The sequence below is a fragment of the Enterococcus sp. 6D12_DIV0197 genome (genome assembly GCF_002174385.1).
GTDB lineage: Bacteria > Bacillota > Bacilli > Lactobacillales > Enterococcaceae > Enterococcus_D > Enterococcus_D casseliflavus.
In genome coordinates, this window is the sequence record NZ_NIBN01000001.1 from 1907468 (window position 1) to 1930922 (window position 23455).

Genomic DNA, 23455 nt, shown 5'->3' on the forward strand with positions numbered 1-23455 from the left:
AACCAAGGACAACAAAACCGTCCGAATAATCAAGGACAGCAAAACCGTCCGAACAATCAAGGACAACAAAACCGTCCAAACAACCAAGGGCAACAAAATCGTCCGAATAACCAAGGACAGCAAAACCGTCCAAACAACCAAGGACAACAAAATCGTCCGAACAATCAAGGGCAACAAAACCGTCCAGCCGCTCAATCTGCAGGAAATACGCAAGGGGCAGACCGCAACAACAACCGTACGCAAGGCTCGAATGATTCCCGTGGAGGAAATCAAAACCGAGGCAAGTCAAATTACGGTGGACGCAATAACAATTTCAACAACAACAATCGCAATAAATTTAACAAAAAAGGGAAAAAAGGCCGTCAGCAGACGGAAAAGAAACCGCCAGTTCCAGCACGTAAATTCCGTGAACTGCCAGAAGTATTGGAATATACAGAAGGCATGAACGTAGCGGATATCGCGAAAAAAATCTACCGTGAACCAGCAGAGATCATCAAGAAGCTCTTTATGATGGGGGTTATGGTCAATCAAAACCAACCTTTAGATAAAGATACGATTGAACTGCTTGCTACCGATTACGGAATCGAACCACAAGAAAAAGTTCAAGTGGATATCGCAGATATCGATAAATTCTTCGAAGCAGAAGAACAAATTGAAGAGAATTTAGTATCACGACCACCTGTTGTTACCATCATGGGTCACGTTGACCACGGGAAAACAACATTGCTTGATACATTACGTCATTCACGCGTAACAAGTGGTGAAGCTGGAGGAATCACGCAGCATATTGGGGCTTACCAAATCGACATCAATGGCAAACCAATCACTTTCTTAGATACTCCTGGACACGCGGCGTTCACCAGTATGCGTGCACGGGGAGCAAGTATCACTGATATTACGATTTTAGTTGTCGCAGCTGATGATGGTGTCATGCCGCAAACGGTGGAAGCGATCAACCATGCGAAAGCAGCAAAAGTGCCAATCATCGTTGCAGTTAACAAAATCGATAAACCAGGTGCTAACCCTCAACATGTGATGCAAGAATTAAGTGAACATGAGTTGATCCCAGAAGCTTGGGGTGGGGATACGATCTTCGTTGAAATCTCAGCGAAATTTGGGCAAAACATTGAAGAATTGCTTGAAATGATCCTCTTAGTAGCAGAAGTCGAAGATTTGAAAGCTGATCCTACCCAACGGGCGATCGGTACCGTTATTGAAGCGCGCCTTGATAAAGGCAAAGGTCCTGTAGCAACACTATTGGTACAACAAGGAACTCTTCATGTTGGTGATCCAATCGTTGTGGGGAACACTTTCGGTCGTGTCCGCGTGATGACGAATGATTTAGGTCGTCGTGATAAAGCAGCTGGACCTGCAACGCCAGTCGAAATCACAGGATTGAACGATGTCCCTCAAGCAGGTGACCGTTTCGTTACCTTTGAAGATGAAAAAACGGCTCGGGCAGCAGGTGAAGAACGTGCAAAACGTGCCTTGATGGAACAACGTGCATCAAGCAGTCGTGTGACATTGGATAACTTGTTTGAAAGTCTAAAAGAAGGCGAACTGAAAGAAGTGAACGTCATCATCAAAGCAGACGTACAAGGTTCAGCCGAAGCGTTAGCTGCGTCATTGAAGAAAATCGATGTTGAAGGTGTGCGAGTAAACATCGTCCATTCAGCCGTTGGTGCCATTAATGAAAGTGACGTAACGCTAGCAGCAGCAAGTAATGCTATCATCATCGGATTCAACGTCCGCCCTACACCGCAAGCCAAACAGCAAGCAGAAGCAGAAGAAGTCGATATTCGTTTGCATCGCATTATCTACAAAGCGATCGAAGAAATCGAAACAGCGATGAAAGGGATGCTTGATCCTGAATTCGAAGAAAAAATCACCGGTCAAATGATCGTTCGTGAAACCTACAAAGTTTCTAAAGTTGGTACGATCGCTGGTTGCTATGTGACGGAAGGCAGCATTCGCCGTGACAGTGGTGTACGGGTGATTCGTGACGGTATCGTCATCTATGAAGGCAAACTTGCCAGCTTGAAACGCTTCAAAGACGATGTCAAAGAAGTGAAGCTAGGATTTGAATGTGGCGCGATGATCGAGAAATTCAACGACGTAAAAGTCGATGATGTGATCGAAGGCTATGTCATGGAAGAAGTACCAACAAAATAAACGAAATGACAACTATACAAGGAGGCTTTTTGAATGGCTAACTATCGAGATCGCCGAGTGGCGCAAGAAATCTTAAAAGAAGTCAATCAAATTCTTCGTAAAAAAGTTCGTGATCCTCGCGTGCAAGATGTGACGATCACAGATGTACGAGTAACTGGAGATTTGCAGCAAGCAACGATCTTTTACAGCACCTTGACGGACTTGGCTTCAGATAAGCAAAAAGCCCAAGCAGGACTGGAAAAAGCAACTGGGTTGGTTCGTCGTGAACTAGGCCAAGCGCTAACGCTCTACAAAGTTCCAGAAATCCAATTCGAGTTGGATGAATCTGTACAATACGGGAATAAAATTGATGAAATGATTCGCGCATTGCACTCAGAAGAATAAAAAAAAGAACAGCTTCCAGTCGAAGCTGTTCTTTTTTATTTGGAAAAAGCATCAGGAATTCATCAGTAAAGTAACCAGTCCAGCAACACCTGCCCCTAAGAGCCAACCACCGATCACATCTGTTAAAAAATGGATCCCTAAGTAGACTCTGCTAAAGCCAATCATAAAGCTAAGCAAAATTGCCAGTAAGGTCATCGGGATGACAGCTGAGGGAACCAATTGTTCAAGATTCAAGGCGATCGTTCCATACATGGCAGCGGATGTGGCAGCATGAGCACTAGGAAAGCTGTGATCTTTTTCTTCAACTAAACGATGATCAATAGGACGATCTCGTCGGACGATTCGTTTGATCAAGTAAGCAGCTGCTGATACTATGAAGATACTGACTGCTGTTTTTGGTGCAAGATCCGCCCGCGATGATGGAAAGGCAAACAACAGTAAAGCGATCGCAACTGTCGGAAAGGCTTTTCCTAAATTGGTAAAAAAGTGCATCATGCGCGTCAAAGAGGGCGTACGGCTTTGGATGATCTGCAAAGCAAACGCTTCTTCCCAACGCTGCATCGTGCCGAGCTGAATCATGATCAAAAAAATGGCAAATCCAATAAATGACCCTATCGTTAAAACAACCATTTTAGGACCTCCTTATATGCTTAGTTTATCATGTAATGAGAAAGAGCGAAAAGGATTTTGTCGTGCAATGAATTTTTTTTATATGTTATAATAAGCAAGTTGAAGTGAAATGGAGGAATACGATGGACGGGATTTTACCATTATGGAAAGAGCGTGGACAAACAAGTCACGACTGCGTGTTTAAATTACGAAAAATATTAAAGACAAAAAAAATCGGACACAGCGGCACACTAGATCCTGACGTGGATGGTGTCTTGCCCATTTGTATCGGAAAAGGAACGAAGATCGTCGAATACTTGGTTGATTCTGGAAAAGTCTACACCGGGGAAATCACTTTGGGCTTCAGTACCACTACAGAAGATCGGTCGGGGGATATCGTTGAACAACAAGCACTAACTCGTCCTTTTACGAAGGAAGAGATCGATCAGGCAATGAAACAGTTGACGGGGACGATTACCCAGATCCCGCCGATGTATTCGGCGGTCAAAGTCAATGGCAAACGACTTTACGAATATGCTCGTAACAATGAAACTGTCGAGCGGCCACAGCGCAAAGTAGAAATTTATTCCTTTGAACGAATTTCAGAGCCGATTATTCATGAGAACAATACGCAAAGCTGGCGTTTTGAAGTTGCTTGTGGAAAAGGGACCTATGTTCGCACATTAGCGGTCGACACAGGGAAATTGCTGGGTGTACCCGCGCATATGTCTGATTTGACTCGCCTAAAAAGCGGTGGTTTTTCAAAAGAACAATCCTACACGATTGCAGAGGTTCAAAAGGCAGTCGATGAACAACGTGTTTCGGAACTACTACTACCTTTAGAATACGGGGTATCAGAATTTCTTCAAGTGACGATCGATGCAGACCTCTGGCAGAAAGTAAAAAATGGCATGCGTTTGCCCTTCAGCGCGTTTGGATTACCAAAGCGCCCAGAGGAATTAGTGGCGATTTTTTATCGAGAACAATTGATCAGTATCTATAAAGCTCATGACAAATACCAGGATATGATGAAACCGGTAAAAGTCATCCGTACAGAAATAGGAGAATGAACATGGAAATCATTGAAATAAGACACCCTTATGATCACGCAGCGATTCCTGAGGAGGAGATCGTCTTAGTTTTAGGCTTTTTCGATGGCGTGCATTTAGGTCATCAAAAAGTCATTGAAACAGGACGAAAGATTGCAGAGGAGAAAGGGTTAAAATTGGCATTGATGACCTTTAATCAGCATCCCTCGATCGTTTTTCAAAAGGTGGATCCTGAAAAAATGCAATACCTGACCAGTTTGCCGCAAAAAGAAGCGCACATGGAACAACTTGGAGTAGACATTCTTTATATCATTGAATTTACTTCTGCTTTTGCAAATTTGGCGCCGCAAGTATTTGTAGATGAATACATGATCGGACTGCATGCAAAAGTTGTTGTTGCAGGTTTTGACTATACCTATGGCAAGAAGGAAATTGCCAACATGGCGCTTTTGCCAACCTATGCAGAAGGACGTTTTGAAGTCGTGACTGTCGCGCAAGAATCGTTTCATGAGGAAAAGGTCAGCTCCACACGCATTCGCTCTGCACTACAAAATGGTGATGTGGCGCAAGTCAATCGCTTGTTAGGGTATATTTATGAATTTGAAGGAACCGTCGTTCACGGTGATGCTAGAGGACGAGAACTTGGGTTTCCAACCGCAAATATCAAAGTGAAGAGCACCGTTCGGTTGCCAAAAGAAGGCGTCTATGTGACGGAAATCAAAGTTGGTGACAAGTGGTATCCATCGATGGGATCGATTGGTCACAATGATACGTTTGGTCAAGGTCGCCAGTTAACAGTAGAGATTTATATTCTTGATTTTCACCAAGATATCTATGGTGAAACCGTGGCGATCCGTTGGCATCATTTCTTACGTGATCAAGTCGCTTTCAATGGCGCACAAGCGTTGATCGAGCAATTAAAGCAAGATGAACGAGACACTGAAGCTTATTTTGATGGGCTTTCTGAAGAAAACTAGTCATTCGTAGTGAAAAGAAGCGTTTCTGGCTTCTTTTCACTTTTTCTTTTTCTCTCTTTTTATAACGTAGTTTATTTGAATTCTAATGCTTTCCCCATGAGGAAAAAACGTTTTTTCGATATACTAAAAAATAGGCTAAAATGATAATTTATGCAGTACGCTGCAAAGGGAAAGGGAGAGAAAAAGTGACAATTGGAAAAAAAGCGAAAAAGGGGAAAGAAAAGAAAGATTTAACCAAAATGAAAACGCCGCATACGTATGTCATCATTTTTGGGGTCGTGCTGTTGGCATGGTTGCTGACTTTCTTAGTTCCTGCTGGGAAATTTAGTACACAAGAAATCGAGTATACCGATGCAAATGGGGACATAAGTACCAGAACGGTCTTGATGCAAGATTCGTTTCGTTATGCCTACCCGTTAGATAACGAATACGTCTATCAACAGTTGAATCAATTGGAAGACGATCCACAAGAGCTGGAAGAATTAGATGTCGATCCTGAGGCTTTAGCAGCTGTTCTAGCTGAAGGGCCTAAAGAGTTGTCCCAGAGTCAATTAGATGAGGTCGGGCTAACGGATGACACCCTTTACAGCCTTTATGGCGAAAAGATTTATGATACTTCAGAAAAACTGCATAAAACAGCCAAGGTTTGGGGAACCGATGACTTTGGCGGTTTCGGCTTTTTAAATTTTGTTTTTGAAGGGTTGGTTTCTGGCGACAAATACGGCTCAGCAGTAGGGATTGCAGCACTGATTTTAGTGGTCGGTGGTGCATTTGGTATTATCATGCAAACGGGAGCGATCGATGCGGGGATCTTTGCATTTATCAGCAAAACCCGTGGATTAGAACGTTTGGCATTGCCGCTGTTGTTCTTTGCTTTTTCATTTGGTGGTGCTACTTTTGGGATGGCAGAAGAAGTCATTCCGTTTTCGATGGTCATGGTGCCTTTCGTGATCGCATTAGGGTATGACTCGATCGTGGCGGTCACTGTCACCTATGTCGCCTCCCAGATTGGGAATGCCACCTCGTGGATGAGTCCATTTAGTGTGGCAGTGGCTCAAGGGATCGCAGGTATTCCCGTTCTTTCAGGCGCAACGTTCCGAATCATCATGTGGGTCGTGGTTACCGCATTATCCGCAGGATACCTCATGATCTATGCCGAAAGAATTCGCAAGAATCCTGAGAAATCGCTCACGTATCAATCAGATGCGTATTTTCGAAATCATCTTGAAAAAACCTCCAGTGAGCAAAAACCATTTTTATTAGGTCATAAATTGATCTTGGTTGAAATGCTGGCGGTCTTGATCTGGATCGTATGGGGTGTGACACAAAAAGGCTATTATATTCCCGAGATCGCTTCTCAATTCTTTGTTATGGGCTTAGGGGCAGGAATCATAGCGGTTCTTTTCAAATTAGAAAATATGGGCTTGAATGATGTGGCGAGTGCCTTTCAATCAGGGGCCTCAGAATTAGCGGGAACTGCAATCGTTGTAGGGATGGCCAAAGGGATTCTTCTGGTTCTCGGCGGTTCTGATGCCAACGTGCCGTCAGCCTTGAATACGATTTTGCACAGCATCGGTGGTTTGTTAAGCAATGTTCCAGCATTTATTGGGGCATGGTTCATGTACATTTTCCAAAGCTTCTTCAATTTGATCGTGACCTCCAATTCAGGTCAGGCTGCATTGACCATGCCGATCATGGCGCCATTAGCTGATCTTTTAGGTGTTTCAAGACAGATCGCTGTATTGGCTTATCAATTAGGCTCAGGCTTCATGGATGCCTTCACTCCAGTATCGGCAAGTCTGATCGGTGTGCTAGGTGTCGCAAGAATCGAATGGGTGAAATGGGCGAAATTCCAGATCAAAATGCAAGGGTTCTTATTTGTATTAGGAACGATCTTCATCTTTATTGCAGTCGCGATCGGCTTGCAATAAGAAGCAATCAGACACGAGGAGGAAGCACTCATGAAGGTGATAAGACAAGCGGAGGTTTATGCGCCTGACTATTTAGGAAAAAAAGATATTCTTTTAAGCGAAGACAAGATCATTGCTATTGAAGATTCGATCGAAGGAGGATTCTCAGGGGTTCCTCTTGAAGAAATCGATGGCACAGGGTTACTTGCTGTTCCCGGCTTTATTGACTGCCACTTTCATATCTTAGGAGGTGGCGGGGAAGGCGGCTTTCAGAACCGGACACCAGAAGTGAAATTGTCTCAGCTGACCTCAGCGGGGGTAACGACAGTGGTTGGGTGTTTGGGTACTGACGGAGTAGGCAGAGATATGACTGCCTTGATCAGTAAGGCCCGTGGACTAGAGGCAGAAGGCATCACGACGTACTTGTATGACGGTTCTTATCGATTGCCATTGACTCCGGTCACCGATTCTATCATTCAAGATTTTTTGACTATTGACAAAATCATTGGTATCGGTGAAATTGCCGTTTCTGACCATCGTTCTTCACAACCGAGTTTCGAAGAATTTACCCGCGCGGTGGCGGATGCCCGTGTTGGTGGGATGCTTTCTGGAAAAGCAGGCATCGTAAACGTCCACTTAGGTGGAGGAAAGAGAAAATATGAGCTACTTTTACGAACCATCGAAGAAACAGAGATTCCAATCAGCCAATTTTTACCGACACATGCCAATCGGACCAGCGAGCTTTTCGAAGCAAGTATTGCTTTTGCAAAAATGGGTGGAACGATTGATTTTACGGCGAGTGAGGATCCTGATTTCTGGGAAAAAGAAGACGATGAGGTTCGCTTCAGTAAAGGATTGAAGCGTTTGTTAGCAGAAGGGATCGGGCTGGATCAATTTACCATGACCTCTGATGGGCAAGGTAGCCTCCCGTACTTTGATGAAAACAATCAATTCATAGGTCTGGGTGTCGGTAGTTCGCGAGCCTTGATGGTAGGCATTAAAGAAGCAGTCCAAAAAGAGCAGATTCCATTGGAGATCGCCATTCGAGCAATCACTTCTAATCCAGCGAAAGTATTGAAGCTTGATCAAAAGGGACGTCTTGCAGCAGGGATGGATGCTGATATTTGTTTGCTGAACAAAGAAACATTAACAGTAGAAACGGTTCTAGCGAAAGGCAGAACGATGGTAGAAAAACAAGAAGTAAAAGTGTGGGGTACCTTTGAGCAACTAACATAAGAAGATTCCAGCTTTGACAAACTAAGAAACGGTTGTTTTTCTAAACAGAGTTTTAGAACAAAATAAGCAGCCCGATCCATGACCAGCATTTACTGGACTTGATCGGACTGCTTTTTTCAATTAAACGCAAGCATTCTTAAGCTTGCAACGCATCCAATTTCTTCATATCTTCTTCAGAAATTTCAAAGTCAACTTTGGCATTGTCAGAAATGTATTCTTCATGAACGGATTTTGGCAATGGCAGAATGTCTTTTTGTAGCAAGTAACGAATTGAAAGTTGTGGAATAGATTTTCCATAAGCTTCCGCAATCGTCTTCACTGCATCGTTATCGAGTAAACGACCAGTGGCGATTGGAGAATAGCCTTCCACTAAAATTTCGTGGTCTTTACAAAATGCCAATAACTCTTCATTTGTACGTCCAATATGGTAAACAAACTGGTTGACCAGCGGTTTCACATCGCAATGATCAAAAATATTCTGTAAATCTTTTTGATCGAAGTTGGAAACACCAATTGATTTTACTTTCCCACTTAAGTAGGCTTCTTCTAGTGCTTTCCAAACATCGATGTTTTCAAGATAAAAATCTTTGTTTTCTGGATTGTTTCCCATGATTTTCCAAGGACGAGGAGCGTGGATCAAAATCAAATCGATATACCCTAAGTCAAGTTTTTTTAGAGAAGCATCAATGCTATCAACCGCTTCTTGATAGGTCTTCAACTCAGCAGGTACTTTCGTGGTAACAAAAATTTCTTCGCGGGCAACGCCTGAATCGCGCACAGCTTTCCCAACCGCTTCTTCGTTTTTGTAAGCTGCCGCTGTATCGACATGTCGATAACCGTTTTGAATGGCAAATTTTGTGGCGTTGTAAGCATCTTCTGGAGAAGATTGCCAGGTTCCAAGGCCAATCTTAGGAATTGTCAGTTTGTTCTGCAAGGTAAATGTTTCTTGTAATATCACGTATCTCAACCTACTTTCATCGCTTTTTTTTGTTACATCTTCCATTATAAAACGTTTTCTTGTTTGAAACAAATCAGACGCTGAAACTTTTTCGGTAAATTGACTTTCAAAAGGATCTTTGATACATTATCAGCAACCTAAACGCAGAAAGATGTGGAAAAAATGGATTTTGTAAAAGAAGATTTTGCCTATTATCGGCGCTCTTTTGAGTTGATGTATCGCAGTTATTTCCGTAGAAGAATGATTGCCCTTGGTGTGGCGATTTTGATTATCTTAGGTTATTTATTTTTGTTACAAGAAAGTTTGCTTTTAAATATCATCTTGTTAGGTATTTTGCTAGGGATGATGGCGTGGCTAGTTTCACTTTATCAGAAGGCGAGTGAGGTCGTACGTGCTTTTGAAGAAGAAAATCAGGTGCCGCAAATTCATCAACTGACAGAATTCGAGGATCATTATGCGTTCCCAATGAACGATGGAACAACGATGCGCGTGAAGAAAAACGGCAATCGCAACTTCCCTTCCAATAATAAGCAGTACACGTTGATGGCAGGCTATAAAAAAGTTTTCTTTGTGCAACAACCCTTGATGATTTTTTACTATGACCTCTTGGAAATGAAGTATGATGAAGCGTATCGTTTGAAACGAAATCGCCAAAACGGGTTCAATCGTTGGTCGCGTTATTTCAGCTTTCGCTCCTTTAAAGGATCGATCGGCAATGTTTTTCAATTCTTGCTGGGAAATATTTTCTTCTTATTTATTGCGTATCGGTTGATCCGCTATCTGATCGATATTTTGCTACACATTCTATAACGGTCGCCAAGGGGATGATTCTCATCGTTTTCATAGACTGGTGAAAAAGATGATAGGACTTAATTTTTTAAAAAAGGTATACTTAAGTCAGATAAGACAAGCAATTGTCTTTCAAGAATAAGAGTCCTGCTCTTGTTAAGTAAGCCGTCAGCAACAGCTTATCTATTGTGGCGCTAACAGTTTGGGGGAAGTGTTAGTTCTTGTAACAAACAGATTTTTTTCTGGGTGGTATAAGAACAAAAGCGGTATTTTACCGTACTTAATAAGAGTAGTGCTCTTAATTTTTGCTATGACTATTTGAAGACATCACTTCTTGGAAGTGGTGTTTTTTCTTGCCCAAAATAGTCCAAGTGATAGGAGAATTCTAAGAACTATGCTACAATGAGTGCCGATGCTCTCAGCGATGGGAGTAAAAAGAAGGTAGAGGAGAATCACTTAGGAATGCCTGAAGGTCAAACAATAAACGATCCATCTACAAAAAGCGCGCAAAATATTTCTGCGTATATACATATACCATTCTGTGAACATATCTGCTATTACTGTGACTTCAACAAAGTGTTTTTAGAAGGGCAGCCAGTGGATGAGTACATCGAAGCGTTACTAAAAGAAATTGAGCTGACCCTCTTGCGTCAGCCTATCAATGAGGCGGAAACAATTTATATCGGCGGCGGGACGCCAACGTCGCTTTCGGCGAACCAGCTGGATCGATTGCTTTCAGGTGTGCATGAATTGCTGCCGACCCACACAACCAAAGAGTTTACCGTGGAAGCAAATCCTGGTGATTTGAGTGAAGAAAAAATGCTGGTTTTGAAAAACCATCAAGTCACTCGCTTGTCGATGGGGGTCCAAACCTTTGATAATCGCTTGCTTAAAAAAATTGGCCGCAAGCATACCGCTGAAGATGTTTATTCAACCATTCAGCTGCTGGAAAAACATGATTTTCAGAATGTGACGATCGATTTGATTTATGCACTTCCGGGACAAAGCATAGAAAGCTTCCGTGATACACTGACGCGAGCGATTGATCTCGGGTTGCCTCACTATGCGATGTATTCCTTGATTTTAGAAAACAAAACCATGTTTATGAACTGGGTTCGCCAAGGGAGAATGGCGCTGCCTTCTCAAGAAGCTGAAACGCAGATGTTTGATGAGGCGATCGCCGCGATGACAAAAGCTGGCTTGAATCAATATGAAATCAGTAATTTTGCACGACCAGGGTATGAGTCCTTGCATAATCTAGTGTATTGGAACAATGAACATTATTTTGGCTTTGGGGCAGGCGCCAGCGGGTATCTTGGACAGACCCGCTACAAGAATAAAGGTCCAATCCAGCATTATTTGAAACCATTACAGGAAAATCAATTGCCAATCCATGAAACCGAAGAATTGACAACCAGTAATCAAATGGAAGAGGAACTGTTTTTAGGCCTTCGTAAAAAGGCTGGCATTTCAAAAATACGCTTTGCAGAAAAATTCGGGAAGTCTTTTCAGGAAATCTATGGTTCAACTAGCGAACAGTTGATTCAAAAAGGCTGGTTGGCTAGTCAAGGTGATCGTGTCTTTTTAACGAAAGCTGGGATGTTCATTGGCAACGAAGTGTTTGAAGCATTTCTCTTGGATGGAGAAAAATAAGAAAGAACAAGGAAGAGAAGTAGCCATTTCGCGCTGCTTCTTTTTTTGATTTCTTTTTTAGCACTCTCTTAGAAAGAGTGCTAAAAAAGTGATGCAAATACTTGACATTCCTAGCAAATATGGTATATTTATAATCGTGTTAGCACTTAATAGGAATGAGTGCTAACGGAGGAGTGGATAAAATGTTGACACCTAGACAACAAATGATTTTACACCTCATCATCCAAAACTATACGAATACTGGTCAGCCCACGGGCTCGAAGCGATTGATGGAAGATGGGGTTGAAGCTAGCTCTGCCACCATTCGTAATGAGATGAAGGCGCTGGAAGAAGCTGGACTTCTGTTAAAGACACATTCATCTTCAGGGCGTGTGCCATCAATAAAAGGGTATCGCTATTACGTTGATCACTTATTGAAGCCATCTGAAGTTGACCAAAATGAAATTCAAACCATTCGTCATTCTTTTGGAAAAGATTTTCATGAAATCAATGAAATCATCCAGCAGTCTGCCACGATCTTGTCCAACTTGACTAGCTATACAGCGTTGTCTCTCGGACCAGATATGAAGGAAAGGAAATTGACGGGCTTTCGAATCGTCCCTTTGAATGCACGACAGATCATCGCGATCATCGTGACGGATAAAGGAAATGTCGAAAATCAAGTCTTTGCTCTTCCTGAATCGATGAGCAGCGAAGATTTGGAAAAAATGGTAAGGATCATCAACGACAAATTGATCGGTGAACCTCTAATGACGGTCTACCATCGATTAAGAACCGAGATTCCTATGATTCTGCATAAGTATTTTCAAACGACTGACGGAATCGTTGATCTCTTTGATACGATGCTGAGCCATATTTTTGAAGAAAAAATCTTCGTCGGCGGGCGAATGAATCTTCTGGATTTTGAACCGACGCAAGATGTTAGTCAGTTCAAATCGATGTATTCATTTATGAAAAACGCAGATCAGCTGACACAGCTGCTGGCGCCAAGAGATTCTGCGATTCAAATCAGAATCGGCTCTGAGCTTGGCAACGACTTGTTACAAAATATGAGTTTGATCCAAGCCAGCTATGAAATCGAAGGTCATGGACAAGGAACGATCGCTTTATTAGGTCCATCAAGTATGCCGTATTCACGGATGTTTGGATTGATGGAAGTTTTTCGAGGCGAGTTAGCAAAAAAATTGGCCGATTATTATCGCGCATTAGACGCTGCCAATGAATAAGCGGCAATGAAACAAATCGTAGAAGGGATGGTTGAAACGTGACGGAAAAAGAAGAGCGTTTAGATGAAGAATTAGATAAAACTGCTGAAGAAACCGCAGAAACAACTGAATCTTCAAATGAATCAACTGAAACTGAAGCACAGACTCCTCAACCAGAGGAAGAAGCAGTGGAAAAAAGCGAATTGGAACTTTTGCAAGAAAAGAATAACGAATTGGAAGATCAATTCCTGCGTGCTCGTGCAGAGATCGCAAATATCACTTCACGTAACCGCAACGAGCGGGAACTTTTACAAAAATACCGCTCGCAAGATCTTGGCAAAAAACTGTTGCCAGCAATCGACAATTTGGAACGAGCGATGGCAGCAGATGTCGATCAAGACCAAGCTGCGAATTTGAAAAAAGGCGTTGAAATGGTTCTTGAAAGTCTGCGTCAAGCCTTAAAAGAAGAGGGAATCGAAGAGATTCCTGCTGAAGGTGCAATGTTCGATCCGAACTTGCATCAAGCGGTGCAGACTGTACCTGCCTCTGATGAAACACCGGCAGACACAATCGTTACTGTCTTGCAAAAAGGGTATAAATTGCATGATCGTGTCTTGCGTGCAAGCATGGTCATCGTTGCACAATAGTTCTTTCTATCTATAAGTAGATGTTTAAATTAAAAAAGGGAGTGTATTACTTATGAGTAAAATTATCGGTATCGACTTAGGAACAACAAACTCAGCTGTTGCTGTCCTTGAAGGCGGCGAAGCAAAAATCATTACGAATCCAGAAGGAAACCGTACCACACCTTCTGTTGTCTCATTCAAAAACGGTGAGATCCAAGTAGGGGAAGTTGCAAAACGCCAAGCAGTAACAAACCCGAATACGATTTCTTCTATTAAACGCCATATGGGTGAAGCTGGATACAAAGTAGAAGTTGAAGGCAAATCCTATACACCACAAGAAGTTTCCGCAATGGTTCTTCAATACATCAAAGGATTTGCTGAAGACTATTTAGGTGAAAAAGTTGAAAAAGCAGTCATTACTGTTCCTGCATACTTCAACGATGCACAACGTCAAGCAACCAAAGATGCTGGTAAAATTGCCGGTCTTGAAGTAGAACGGATCGTCAACGAACCAACTGCCGCAGCTTTAGCTTATGGGTTAGATAAAACAGATAAAGATGAAAAAATCCTAGTCTTTGACTTAGGTGGCGGTACTTTTGACGTATCGATCCTTGAATTAGGGGATGGCGTCTTTGACGTATTATCAACTGCTGGGGACAACAACCTAGGTGGGGATGACTTTGATAACAAAATCATCGATCACATGGTAGCAGAATTCAAAAAAGAAAACGGCATTGATCTTGGAAAAGATAAAATGGCCTTGCAACGTTTGAAAGATGCTGCTGAAAAAGCAAAAAAAGACTTGTCAGGTGTAACAAGTACTCAAATCAGCTTGCCATTTATCACAGCTGGTGATGCTGGTCCATTGCACTTGGAAATGACCTTGACTCGTGCGAAATTCGATGAATTGACCGCAGACCTAGTCGAACGGACAAAAATTCCAGTACGCCAAGCTTTGAAAGATGCTGGCTTATCACAATCAGAAATCGATGAAGTCATCTTAGTTGGTGGTTCAACACGTATTCCAGCAGTAGTTGATGCTGTTCGTAAAGAAACCAATAAAGAACCAAACAAATCAGTAAACCCAGATGAAGTGGTAGCGATGGGTGCTGCGATCCAAGGTGGCGTGATCACAGGTGATGTGAAAGATGTCGTCTTACTAGACGTTACACCATTATCATTAGGTATCGAAACAATGGGTGCCGTCTTCACAAAACTGATCGATCGTAACACAACGATCCCTACAAGTAAATCACAAGTCTTCTCAACTGCAGCAGACAATCAACCAGCCGTTGATATCCATGTCTTGCAAGGAGAACGCCCAATGGCAGCTGACAACAAAACATTAGGTAGATTCCAATTGACGGATATTCCACCAGCACCTCGTGGCATCCCTCAAATCGAAGTAACATTTGATATCGATAAAAATGGGATCGTCAATGTTTCTGCAAAAGATTTAGGTACACAAAAAGAACAAAAAATCACGATCAAATCATCTTCAGGTTTATCAGATGAAGAAATCGAACGCATGGTAAAAGATGCTGAAGCAAACGCTGAAGCCGATAAACAACGCAAAGAAGAAGTTGATCTACGCAATGACGTCGATGCTTTGTTGTTCACTGTTGATAAAACATTGAAAGAGCTTGAAGGCAAAGTGGATGCAGACGAAGTCAAAAAAGCGGAAGAAGCTCGTGATGAGTTGAAAGCTGCACTTGAAGCAAACAACTTAGAAGAAATGAAAACGAAACGTGATGCTTTGAATGAAATCGTACAAAACTTAACTGTTAAATTATACGAACAAGCAGCACAACAACAAGCACAAGAAAATCCAGAAGCTGCACAAGGCGGCGCAGACGATGTGGTTGACGCCGACTTTGAAGAAGTAGACGGTGACGATAAATAATCGCTGTTTGTGAAAAAGCCAAAGTCACCGCTTTGGCTTTTTCTTATGAATTTGCGAAACGTATTTTTCTAGAGCGAATTATATGCTAAAATACGAGAGACGCAAGAATATAGTGGAGGGAAGCCAATGGCAGACAAAAGAGATTATTATGAGGTCTTAGGTCTACAAAAAGGGGCTTCGGATGACGAAATCAAAAAAGCTTATCGTAAGCTTTCAAAACAATATCATCCAGACATCAATAAAGAACCTGATGCAGAAGCAAAGTTTAAAGAGATTTCTGAGGCCTATGAAATATTAAGTGATTCCCAAAAAAGAGCTGCTTATGACCAGTATGGTCATGCTGGTACCGATCCGAACTACGGAGGCGGTTATGGCGGTGGATTCGGCGGCTTTAACAGTGGCGGATTCTCCGGTGGCGGTTTTGGTGGATTTGAAGACATTTTCGAATCGTTTTTCGGTGGTGGAGGCGGCAGAGCAGCCAATCCTAATGCACCTCGACAAGGAGCGGACTTGCAATATGCGGTTGATCTTTCCTTTGAAGAAGCGATTTTCGGAGTGGAAAAAACTGTTCAATACAATCGTGAAGAAACCTGTCATACCTGCGGTGGGAACGGGGCAAAACCAGGTACTTCACCAGAAACCTGTCATAAATGTCATGGTGCAGGTACCATCAATGTTGAACGTCAAACACCGCTTGGTCGTGTGATGAGCCGTCAAACCTGTGATGTTTGTCATGGAACTGGGAAAGAAATCAAAGAACCATGTACAACATGTCATGGTACTGGCCATGAAAAGAAAAAACACAGTGTGAAAGTCAACGTACCTGCAGGTGTCGAAGATGGACAACAAATGCGCTTGTCTGGTCAAGGAGAAGCTGGCGCCAATGGTGGTCCTTATGGTGATCTGTACGTTGTTTTCCGAGTGGAAGAAAGTGATATTTTTGACCGTGATGGGTCGGAAATTTATTACGAACTGCCGTTAAACTTTGTCCAAGCTGCTTTAGGCGACGAAGTCAATGTACCAACGGTTCATGGGAATGTGAAATTAAAAATTCCAGCTGGTACGCAAACAGGCACAAACTTCCGCTTACGCGGTAAGGGAGCCCCTCGCTTACGGGGAGGCGGCAATGGCGATCAACAGGTCAAAGTGAAGCTGATCACACCTAAGAACTTAAATGAGGAACAAAAAGAGGCATTGCGGGCTTATGCAAAAGCCAGTGGCCATGAAACGAACGAACAACAACCAGAAGGATTTTTTGATAAAATGAAAGATGCTTTTGGTGGGAAAAAGAAATAACCATGAAAAAATCCAACTCATGCCCTTATAAAACCATCCGTTTTATAAGGGCATGAGTGTTTGTATGGCTATAAATGTGCAGTATGGGCAAGAATCGAATCTTCTTGGCCATCTTTTTTTCTTTTCCTTTGAAATCGCTTGCTTAGTGTGTCACAATAAAAGTAGACCAATTAAAGGAGGAGATACAATGGAAAGAATATTTGCGAGTCCGTCACGATACGTTCAAGGAAAAGGGGTCTTGAAGCATGGGTTATCCCATATCAAAGATTTAGGAAAGAAAGTGCTTCTTTTGACCGATGAAACTGTTTGGAAAATTGCCGGTGAAGAACTATTTGAGAACCTAAAAGCAGCCGAGTTAGATCCGGTAAAAGAAATTTTTGGTGGAGAAGCTTCTGCAAATGAAATCGATCGTATCGTCTCTAAAGCCAAAAGTGAATCAATCGAAGTGATTGCCGCATTAGGTGGTGGGAAAGCCATCGATACTGGGAAAGCTGTTGCGGATGAATTGAAAATACCGATTGCTGTTTTGCCAACGATTGCCTCCACTGATGCACCAACTTCGGCACTTTCTGTTATTTATACTTCTGAAGGTCGTTTTGAAAAGTATCGTTTTTATAACAAAAATCCTGAACTTGTCTTAGTGGATACCGCTGTGATTGCCAAAGCGCCTGCCAAATTGCTAGCCGCTGGTATTGCGGATGCACTCGCAACCTATGTCGAGGCACGTGCTGTTGCTCGAAGCCATAGTAAAAATATGGTCGGCGGGGTGCAACCAATTGCCAGCATGGCGATCGCTGAAAAATGCGAAGAGATCCTTTTTGAGAATGCCTTAAAAGCCTATCAAGCGAATAAAAAACAAGTCGTTACCGAAGCTTTTGAACAAATCGTGGAAGCCAACACTTTGCTTAGTGGATTAGGCTTTGAAAGTGCAGGTCTGGCAGCAGCTCATGCGATTCATAATGGCTTGACAGCCCTTGAAGGAGACGTTCATGATCTGACCCATGGTGAGAAGGTTGCTTACGGAACACTCACTCAATTGATGCTGGAAAATGCAGATCCTGAAGAGCTCGACCAATATATAGAATTGTATCAGGCATTAGAATTACCGACGACATTATCCGACATGCATCTTGCGGAAGCCAGCGATGCAGACCTATTAAAAATTGGCGAGCAAGCAACTATCGAAGGGGAAACGATCCACAATATGCCATTTCCGGTTTCTGCAGAAGATGTTGCAGCAGCGATCAAAGCCGTGGATGCCTATGTGAGTGCTTACTATCCTCTATGATGTTATTTTATTAAAGATCATCAATGTGTGCTCGGTGATTTCAAAAAACGTTTGACAATAAAAAAGAGTCGTGCTATTTTGATAACAAGCAAATTAAAGGAGGGAACAAGACATGACAAACGTCAACACACAAACTACCTGTTGTTGTTGTATGGTGCAAAAAGCAGCATACCGATTTGTCATGCCTATTATTAGTTCCTTTGTCGCAGAAGATCGCTGAAGTTTCTTTAGTGATTCACTTCTATCCGGATAAGACGACATTTTTTTGGGGTACTGATGTAATAGTCAGTACCCCTTTTTGTTTGCTGTTTTTTACCGCTTTCATTGGCGACGGCTGATGATTGCAAATGAAAATGAGTACATGAAGCATACGAGTTGTGCCAAACAAAGTTGAGCGAGGAGTCGAGCGATGATCGTTAATAATATAAAAGCATTGATTGGGCACACCCCATTCTTTGAATTTGATGCCGCAGCATTTGGCGGCAAAAAGGGAAGTACCATCTATGCGAAACTTGAGTATTTAAATCCTGGTGGAAGTATCAAGGACCGCTTAGGAAAGTATTTGATCGATGAAGCGTTTCGCGAGCATGTGATCGATCATGAGACAACCGTTATCGAACCGACAGCGGGAAATACTGGAATTGGTTTAGCTTTAGCTGGAATCGAGTATGGCTTAAAAATGATTTTTGTCATTCCTGAAAAATTTAGCCTTGAAAAGCAGCAACTGATTGAAGCGTTGGGCGGGACCATCGTTCATACGCCCACTGAAGCAGGCATTCAAGGGGCGATTGAAAAAGCAAAGGAAATAGCAAAACAGCTACCAAATAGTTATATGCCAATGCAATTTCACAATCAAAACAATCCTGCAGCCTACCAAGCAACCTTAGGCCCAGAGATCTTTCAGGAGTTATCTGGAAAAATTGACAGCTTTGTTGCTGGAGCTGGCAGCGGGGGGACCTTCGCGGGTGTCGCAACATACTTAAGGAAGCAAAAATCAAGCACTCGACTTGCTGTCGTTGAACCAGAAGGATCGATCTTAAATGGCGGGCCTGCCCATGGACATGAGATTGAAGGGATCGGTGTTGAGTTCATTCCACAATTTTTTGACGATTTGCTTATTGATCAAATTTATACGATCAGTGATGCGGAAGGCTTTGCTTTTACTCGATACTTGGCAAGAAACTATGGTTTGCTTGTTGGAAGTTCAAGTGGAGCGGCGATGGCAGCAGCAGTAAAAGAAAGCCTCGAATTACCAACTGGAAGCTCGATCGTTACCGTCTTTCCAGATGGAGGCGATCGCTATCTATCAAAACAGATTTATGCGGGGGAATCAGCAATTACCCCATTCATAGGAGGAGTAAACCATGCATTTTAATACAAAAGTAATCCACGGCGGTATCAGCGAAGACGAAATGACTGGTGCTGTTAGTGTGCCAATTTACCAAACATCAACCTATCGGCAAAATGCTCTTGGTCAGCCAAAGCAATATGAATACAGTCGTTCAGGCAATCCAACTCGATTTGCCTTAGAAGAATTGATTGCGGATCTGGAAGAAGGCGCCCAAGGGTTTGCTTTTGCCTCTGGATTAGCAGCCACCCATGCGGTCTTCTCGCTGTTTCAGACTGGAGACCATGTCATTTTAGGGGATGATGTATATGGCGGGACGTTTCGTTTGCTCCATCAAGTATTAGAAAAAAGCGGATTGTCTTATACACTTGTCAAAACAAATGAGCTAGCTGCCGTTGAAGCAGCCATCCTTCCAGAAACCAAAGCGATCTTTCTGGAAACGCCGACTAATCCATTATTGAAGATCACGGACATCGCAATCGTTGCCCAACTAGCTAAAAAACAGGACATTTTGACGATCGTGGATAATACCTTTGCGACCCCTTACTTTCAAAAGCCGCTACAATTAGGCGCAGATATTGTGATTCACAGTGCTACCAAGTATCTCGGTGGACACAGTGATGTAGTAGCTGGGTTAGCGGTTGCCAAAGAGCCAAAAATCGCCGAAAGAATTGCTTTTTTACAAAACGCCATTGGTGGTGTATTGGGGCCTCATGATAGCTGGTTGATCCAACGAAGCATCAAAACACTTGCTTTGCGGATGGAAGCACATCAAAACAACGCGATGAGAATTGCCCACTACTTACAAGCACATCCAGCTGTCGCAAAGGTTTATTATCCAGGATTGATTGCCCATGAAGGACATGAGATCGCCAAATCACAGATGTCTGGGTATAGCGGTATGATATCTTTTGAACTAAACGATGAATCGAAAACAGCAGAATTTGTTGAATCATTAAAGATTTTTACTTTAGCAGAAAGCTTAGGTGGCGTGGAAAGCTTGGTAGAAGTGCCAGCCGTGATGACCCATGCCTCGATCCCTAAAGAAATTCGTGAGCAATCTGGGATCAAAGATGGCTTGATTCGGTTGTCTCTCGGCATCGAAGACGGTGAGGATCTGCAGGCAGATTTAGAGCAAGCGTTTGAAAAGGCAGGTAGCTAGTGATGGGGAGAGAGTTTATTCCAATTTTTTCTGACTGGGCAGCTGAGTACGATGAAACAGTTGCAGGTAAGGATGAAGAATATCGAGCGGTTTTTTTCAAATATGAACAGTTACTCGCTGAAATTGCTGAAAAAGCAGGGCAGTCTGTGGTAGAATTTGGTAGTGGAACTGGAAATCTAACACAAGCTCTGCTTGATCAAGGAAAAAACGTGCTGGCAATCGAGCCATCGCCAGAGATGCGGCGAATCGCCAAGTCAAAACCCAGTCTTTCTAAAGTGACTTTTGTAGATGGTGATATGGAGGTTTTTCCTGAGATCACGGATGTGATTGATACGATCGTTTCTACCTATGTTTTTCATCATCTTACGGAGGACGAAAAACAACGGGTAATCGGCAAATATGCTGCGATGCTGCCCAAAGGCGGGCAAGTGCTTTTCGGGGATACGATGTTTCTTTCTCTAGCCCACAAAATGGAACGAATCGATGAAGCACGGCAAGCTGGTCACCAGCGACTAGCCGCTGATCTGCAAAGAGAGTACTATCCAGTCACAGCGGATATCGAACGATACTTTCGTCAGCATGGGTTTACCAGTCGTTTTAAGCAGATCAATGAGTATGTTTGGCTTGTGGAAGCACAAAAAGAGTAGGAGAGAAGTACAATGAAAATGAATGTTGAAAGCTTTAATTTGGATCATACGAAAGTCAAAGCACCTTATGTACGGGTTGCCGATAAAAAACAAGGAACGAATGATACCATCATCAAATATGATGTCCGTTTGAAGCAGCCGAACCAAGCGCATATGGATATGGCAAGTCTGCACTCGCTAGAACATTTGACGGCAGAATTGATTCGTAATCATGCGGATTATATCGTGGACTGGTCGCCAATGGGCTGCCAAACCGGCTTTTATTTGACTGTCTTGAATCATGACGATTATGAAGAGATTTTGACCGTCCTAGAAAAAACCATGAAGGACGTTTTGCAAGCAACTGAAGTACCTGCCAGCAATGAAGTGCAATGCGGTTGGGCGGCGAACCATACCTTAGAGGGTGCGCAAAAATTAGCGCAAGAATTTCTTGATGAACGTGACAATTGGTCGATCGTTTTTGCCTAAATAAAAATAGAAGTAGAAAAAAGGTGCCTGCGTTTGGATTCGCAGACGCCTTTTTTGTTAAACCCGCAAAGAGACGGGGGTTCGATAGTTTTTGTTTATGGTTCTACTGCTTGGACAGTGATGCCGACTCCGTTTGGATTATAGGTTTGACTAATGTAAAACTCAAATCCTTCATGAACAAAGAAAAGTCTCCGAATGGCGCTAACGTCTCTGATGTGAGCATCTAAACCATACTGTTCGATCAATGTCTCTTTGATCTCCTCAATATCATCCTCTTTCCCGAATTGTGAGAAATCAATACCGAAAAATTCTGGGACATCAACCAATGTAATTCTAGATAAATGTTCATTTCCCGCGTTATCGGAGTCAAAATCAAAGCTGATTTTGGACAGTTTGTCCCTTGAACCTAAAGGAACTCTTTTTGTCTCGAGAGCGCTGCTGTCAGCCATCGTTGATAACAAATCAATGGCTGAATCAGGTAAACGAGTGGTTACTTTTCTTACTTCATCAACCATTGCTCCTTGATCGGGAGAAAAAACTTTTCTAGTCTCTTCCGTGACGATCACATTTTCGCGGCGCCGCTTTCGGTTAATGGCACTGCGCTCTTGGTTTACCCGATCACTACGTTTGATGAGATCGAGGCCAAGATCGCTGATGGATTCAGGGGAAGGTCTTTCTTCCAGTAAAGCAGTTAAGTAATCGATCTCTAAAAACTGCTCGTAGGCAGCTGCTGGTTGATTTTCGCTGTAGAAGAGGACAGCTCCGAGTAAAAAACAACTAATGCCCAAACAAAGCAAAAGACTTCTTCTGCGATGCTCCCGGATTTTTTTCAGAGGACGATTCAGTTTCATTTTATCCTTCAACTCCTAAGTTTTTTAGACGACTCATGATAATAGAGGTGTTTGAATTTCATCACGGATTTTGCCAATCTTAGTTACGAGAGATCGCTTAATGGATTACTCAATTTCTGTTTCAGAAAACTGATCATGCCAGGTAACGCCAGTAACGGTTCGGTTGGAAAGGGTAACGATGATCGCTTCGCCCTCTTGATTGATCCAGGCATTGGATTCCACGCCTAGAATCGCTAGTCGCCAAGAAGGCAGTCCACCCATGATCTCTAATACTTGATCGCAGGACATTCCTTCTTGCAATTGGTGGAGCAAATCTTTGGTGACGGTTCTATTCCAACGTCGTGGCAATCCAATCTGCAATTGCTCGCAATAGGAGAAGTGAGAGGTGGATTCTTCGGTACTTACTGACTGTTGATCAAGGCTGTCAGAAGAGCTGCTTGTGTCAATTGTAGTAGACGTTGTTTGCTTTTCAGTAGAGGAAGAGCTTCTAACTTCCGAATCCATTGACAATGATTGAGAAGTCACCGCTGTTTCTAATGAAGAACTGCTTTGTCGCGTTTCATCCAGGAGTTCGTCAATCAGGGTACAGCCTGTGAGTGATAAGGAAAGGAAAATCAGTAAGGGAAAGAAATAGATGGTTTTCATACGATGTATGCCTCCAAAGTAATTTTCTGCATTTTTCTTTTGTTGTTATTTTAAGGTTGGTTTTTTATAAGAAGGGTTCTAACCGATGGTTAAACAAAAGAATCAATGTATTTATACAGCTTATGCAGTTATGGAGGGAGTGTTCTTTAATAAGTGTAACATGCCACTCCTGATCTGACTACTCGATTTCAAATTGCATTTCATAGTTTTAATAAAATTTAGTCTCTATTCCTGATGATTATGAAATTCACGTGATATACTATAGTCAACTACAAGATA

21 protein-coding genes are annotated in these 23455 nt (G+C 42.6%); 17 read left to right on the forward strand and 4 right to left on the reverse strand.

Features of this window, described 5'->3' with window-relative positions:
- Together infB and rbfA are read left to right on the forward strand one after the other, a co-directional pair.
- Positions 1-2172 (forward strand): translation initiation factor IF-2 (infB, locus tag A5867_RS08770; protein ID WP_249270033.1); only part of this gene is annotated, 2172 nt, incomplete at its 5' end.
- 33 nt (positions 2173-2205) lie between these two features.
- Complete coding sequence (gene rbfA / locus A5867_RS08775; RefSeq protein ID WP_005225925.1) at positions 2206-2556, forward strand: 30S ribosome-binding factor RbfA; 351 nt, start codon at positions 2206-2208, stop codon at positions 2554-2556.
- Between the two features lie 51 nt (positions 2557-2607).
- Here the strand turns inward: rbfA and A5867_RS08780 are convergent, their stop codons facing one another.
- Complete coding sequence (locus tag A5867_RS08780; RefSeq protein WP_087627391.1) at positions 2608-3186, reverse strand: phosphatase PAP2 family protein; 579 nt, start codon at positions 3184-3186, stop codon at positions 2608-2610.
- A gap of 122 nt (positions 3187-3308) precedes the next feature.
- Between A5867_RS08780 and truB the strand changes: the two genes are divergently transcribed.
- The 4 genes from truB (at position 3309) to iadA (ending at position 8337) form a co-directional block, all read left to right on the forward strand.
- Positions 3309-4235 carry a tRNA pseudouridine(55) synthase TruB gene (truB, locus tag A5867_RS08785; RefSeq protein ID WP_087627392.1) on the forward strand — a complete coding sequence of 309 codons (927 nt, stop codon included), beginning with the start codon at positions 3309-3311 and terminating at the stop codon, positions 4233-4235.
- A 2-nt stretch (positions 4236-4237) separates the two neighbouring features.
- Positions 4238-5191 (forward strand): riboflavin biosynthesis protein RibF, encoded by a 954-nt coding sequence (gene ribF / locus A5867_RS08790; protein WP_170927522.1) that lies wholly within the window; start codon positions 4238-4240, stop codon positions 5189-5191.
- Between the two features lie 239 nt (positions 5192-5430).
- Positions 5431-7122, forward strand: coding sequence for a putative basic amino acid antiporter YfcC (yfcC, locus tag A5867_RS08795; protein WP_170927566.1), 1692 nt, complete (start codon positions 5431-5433; stop codon positions 7120-7122).
- A 30-nt stretch (positions 7123-7152) separates the two neighbouring features.
- Positions 7153-8337, forward strand: a complete 1185-nt coding sequence (gene iadA, locus A5867_RS08800) for a beta-aspartyl-peptidase (RefSeq protein WP_086338286.1) — start codon at positions 7153-7155, stop codon at positions 8335-8337.
- Positions 8338-8473: 136 nt separating this feature from the next.
- Here the strand turns inward: iadA and A5867_RS08805 are convergent, their stop codons facing one another.
- Positions 8474-9340, reverse strand: a complete 867-nt coding sequence (locus A5867_RS08805) for an aldo/keto reductase (RefSeq protein WP_087627394.1) — start codon at positions 9338-9340, stop codon at positions 8474-8476.
- Between the two features lie 117 nt (positions 9341-9457).
- Between A5867_RS08805 and A5867_RS08810 the strand changes: the two genes are divergently transcribed.
- From A5867_RS08810 to A5867_RS08860, 11 genes are all read left to right on the forward strand, one after another.
- Positions 9458-10105, forward strand: a complete 648-nt coding sequence (locus A5867_RS08810; protein WP_087627395.1) for a hypothetical protein — start codon at positions 9458-9460, stop codon at positions 10103-10105.
- Between the two features lie 441 nt (positions 10106-10546).
- A complete protein-coding gene (gene hemW, locus A5867_RS08815) occupies positions 10547-11737 on the forward strand; it encodes a radical SAM family heme chaperone HemW (protein WP_086295222.1) in 1191 nt (396 codons plus the stop codon).
- 182 nt (positions 11738-11919) lie between these two features.
- The gene (gene hrcA, locus A5867_RS08820; RefSeq protein ID WP_087627396.1) at positions 11920-12963 is read left to right on the forward strand and encodes a heat-inducible transcriptional repressor HrcA; all 1044 of its coding nucleotides are present in this window, start codon (positions 11920-11922) and stop codon (positions 12961-12963) included.
- A gap of 38 nt (positions 12964-13001) precedes the next feature.
- Positions 13002-13589 (forward strand): nucleotide exchange factor GrpE, encoded by a 588-nt coding sequence (grpE, locus tag A5867_RS08825; RefSeq protein WP_005225935.1) that lies wholly within the window; start codon positions 13002-13004, stop codon positions 13587-13589.
- Positions 13590-13641: 52 nt separating this feature from the next.
- Positions 13642-15471: a molecular chaperone DnaK gene (dnaK, locus tag A5867_RS08830; RefSeq protein ID WP_005225936.1), complete on the forward strand. Its 1830-nt coding sequence runs from the start codon at positions 13642-13644 to the stop codon at positions 15469-15471.
- A gap of 126 nt (positions 15472-15597) precedes the next feature.
- Positions 15598-16767, forward strand: a complete 1170-nt coding sequence (gene dnaJ, locus A5867_RS08835) for a molecular chaperone DnaJ (protein WP_087627397.1) — start codon at positions 15598-15600, stop codon at positions 16765-16767.
- 187 nt (positions 16768-16954) lie between these two features.
- A complete protein-coding gene (locus tag A5867_RS08840; RefSeq protein ID WP_087627398.1) occupies positions 16955-18055 on the forward strand; it encodes a glycerol dehydrogenase in 1101 nt (366 codons plus the stop codon).
- A 409-nt stretch (positions 18056-18464) separates the two neighbouring features.
- Positions 18465-19430 (forward strand): cysteine synthase family protein, encoded by a 966-nt coding sequence (locus A5867_RS08845; RefSeq protein WP_087627399.1) that lies wholly within the window; start codon positions 18465-18467, stop codon positions 19428-19430.
- Positions 19420-20565 (forward strand): cystathionine gamma-synthase, encoded by a 1146-nt coding sequence (locus tag A5867_RS08850; RefSeq protein ID WP_087627400.1) that lies wholly within the window; start codon positions 19420-19422, stop codon positions 20563-20565. Before A5867_RS08845 ends, A5867_RS08850 begins: the two co-directional genes overlap by 11 nt.
- Positions 20566-20567: 2 nt before the next feature.
- Positions 20568-21212, forward strand: a complete 645-nt coding sequence (locus tag A5867_RS08855; protein ID WP_087627401.1) for a class I SAM-dependent methyltransferase — start codon at positions 20568-20570, stop codon at positions 21210-21212.
- 12 nt (positions 21213-21224) lie between these two features.
- Complete coding sequence (locus tag A5867_RS08860) at positions 21225-21680, forward strand: S-ribosylhomocysteine lyase (RefSeq protein WP_087627402.1); 456 nt, start codon at positions 21225-21227, stop codon at positions 21678-21680.
- A 95-nt stretch (positions 21681-21775) separates the two neighbouring features.
- Here the strand turns inward: A5867_RS08860 and A5867_RS08865 are convergent, their stop codons facing one another.
- Positions 21776-22531, reverse strand: a complete 756-nt coding sequence (locus tag A5867_RS08865; RefSeq protein WP_087627403.1) for a Tat pathway signal sequence domain protein — start codon at positions 22529-22531, stop codon at positions 21776-21778.
- 105 nt (positions 22532-22636) lie between these two features.
- The gene (locus tag A5867_RS08870; protein WP_087627404.1) at positions 22637-23176 is read right to left on the reverse strand and encodes a hypothetical protein; all 540 of its coding nucleotides are present in this window, start codon (positions 23174-23176) and stop codon (positions 22637-22639) included.
- Positions 23177-23455: the final 279 nt, after the last annotated feature.

Coding starts and splice junctions, on each gene's coding strand:
- yfcC (WP_170927566.1), top strand. CDS start 5,431: ATGAAAACGCCGCATACGTATGTCATCATTTTTGGGGTCGTGCTGTTG.
- A5867_RS08780 (WP_087627391.1), bottom strand. CDS start 3,186: ATGGTTGTTTTAACGATAGGGTCATTTATTGGATTTGCCATTTTTTTG.
- A5867_RS08845 (WP_087627399.1), top strand. CDS start 18,465: ATGATCGTTAATAATATAAAAGCATTGATTGGGCACACCCCATTCTTT.
- A5867_RS08860 (WP_087627402.1), top strand. CDS start 21,225: ATGAAAATGAATGTTGAAAGCTTTAATTTGGATCATACGAAAGTCAAA.
- A5867_RS08855 (WP_087627401.1), top strand. CDS start 20,568: ATGGGGAGAGAGTTTATTCCAATTTTTTCTGACTGGGCAGCTGAGTAC.
- rbfA (WP_005225925.1), top strand. CDS start 2,206: ATGGCTAACTATCGAGATCGCCGAGTGGCGCAAGAAATCTTAAAAGAA.
- dnaJ (WP_087627397.1), top strand. CDS start 15,598: ATGGCAGACAAAAGAGATTATTATGAGGTCTTAGGTCTACAAAAAGGG.
- truB (WP_087627392.1), top strand. CDS start 3,309: ATGGACGGGATTTTACCATTATGGAAAGAGCGTGGACAAACAAGTCAC.
- A5867_RS08805 (WP_087627394.1), bottom strand. CDS start 9,340: ATGGAAGATGTAACAAAAAAAAGCGATGAAAGTAGGTTGAGATACGTG.
- A5867_RS08850 (WP_087627400.1), top strand. CDS start 19,420: ATGCATTTTAATACAAAAGTAATCCACGGCGGTATCAGCGAAGACGAA.
- A5867_RS08840 (WP_087627398.1), top strand. CDS start 16,955: ATGGAAAGAATATTTGCGAGTCCGTCACGATACGTTCAAGGAAAAGGG.
- A5867_RS08810 (WP_087627395.1), top strand. CDS start 9,458: ATGGATTTTGTAAAAGAAGATTTTGCCTATTATCGGCGCTCTTTTGAG.
- dnaK (WP_005225936.1), top strand. CDS start 13,642: ATGAGTAAAATTATCGGTATCGACTTAGGAACAACAAACTCAGCTGTT.
- A5867_RS08870 (WP_087627404.1), bottom strand. CDS start 23,176: ATGAAAACCATCTATTTCTTTCCCTTACTGATTTTCCTTTCCTTATCA.
- hemW (WP_086295222.1), top strand. CDS start 10,547: ATGCCTGAAGGTCAAACAATAAACGATCCATCTACAAAAAGCGCGCAA.
- iadA (WP_086338286.1), top strand. CDS start 7,153: ATGAAGGTGATAAGACAAGCGGAGGTTTATGCGCCTGACTATTTAGGA.
- A5867_RS08865 (WP_087627403.1), bottom strand. CDS start 22,531: ATGAAACTGAATCGTCCTCTGAAAAAAATCCGGGAGCATCGCAGAAGA.
- ribF (WP_170927522.1), top strand. CDS start 4,238: ATGGAAATCATTGAAATAAGACACCCTTATGATCACGCAGCGATTCCT.
- hrcA (WP_087627396.1), top strand. CDS start 11,920: ATGTTGACACCTAGACAACAAATGATTTTACACCTCATCATCCAAAAC.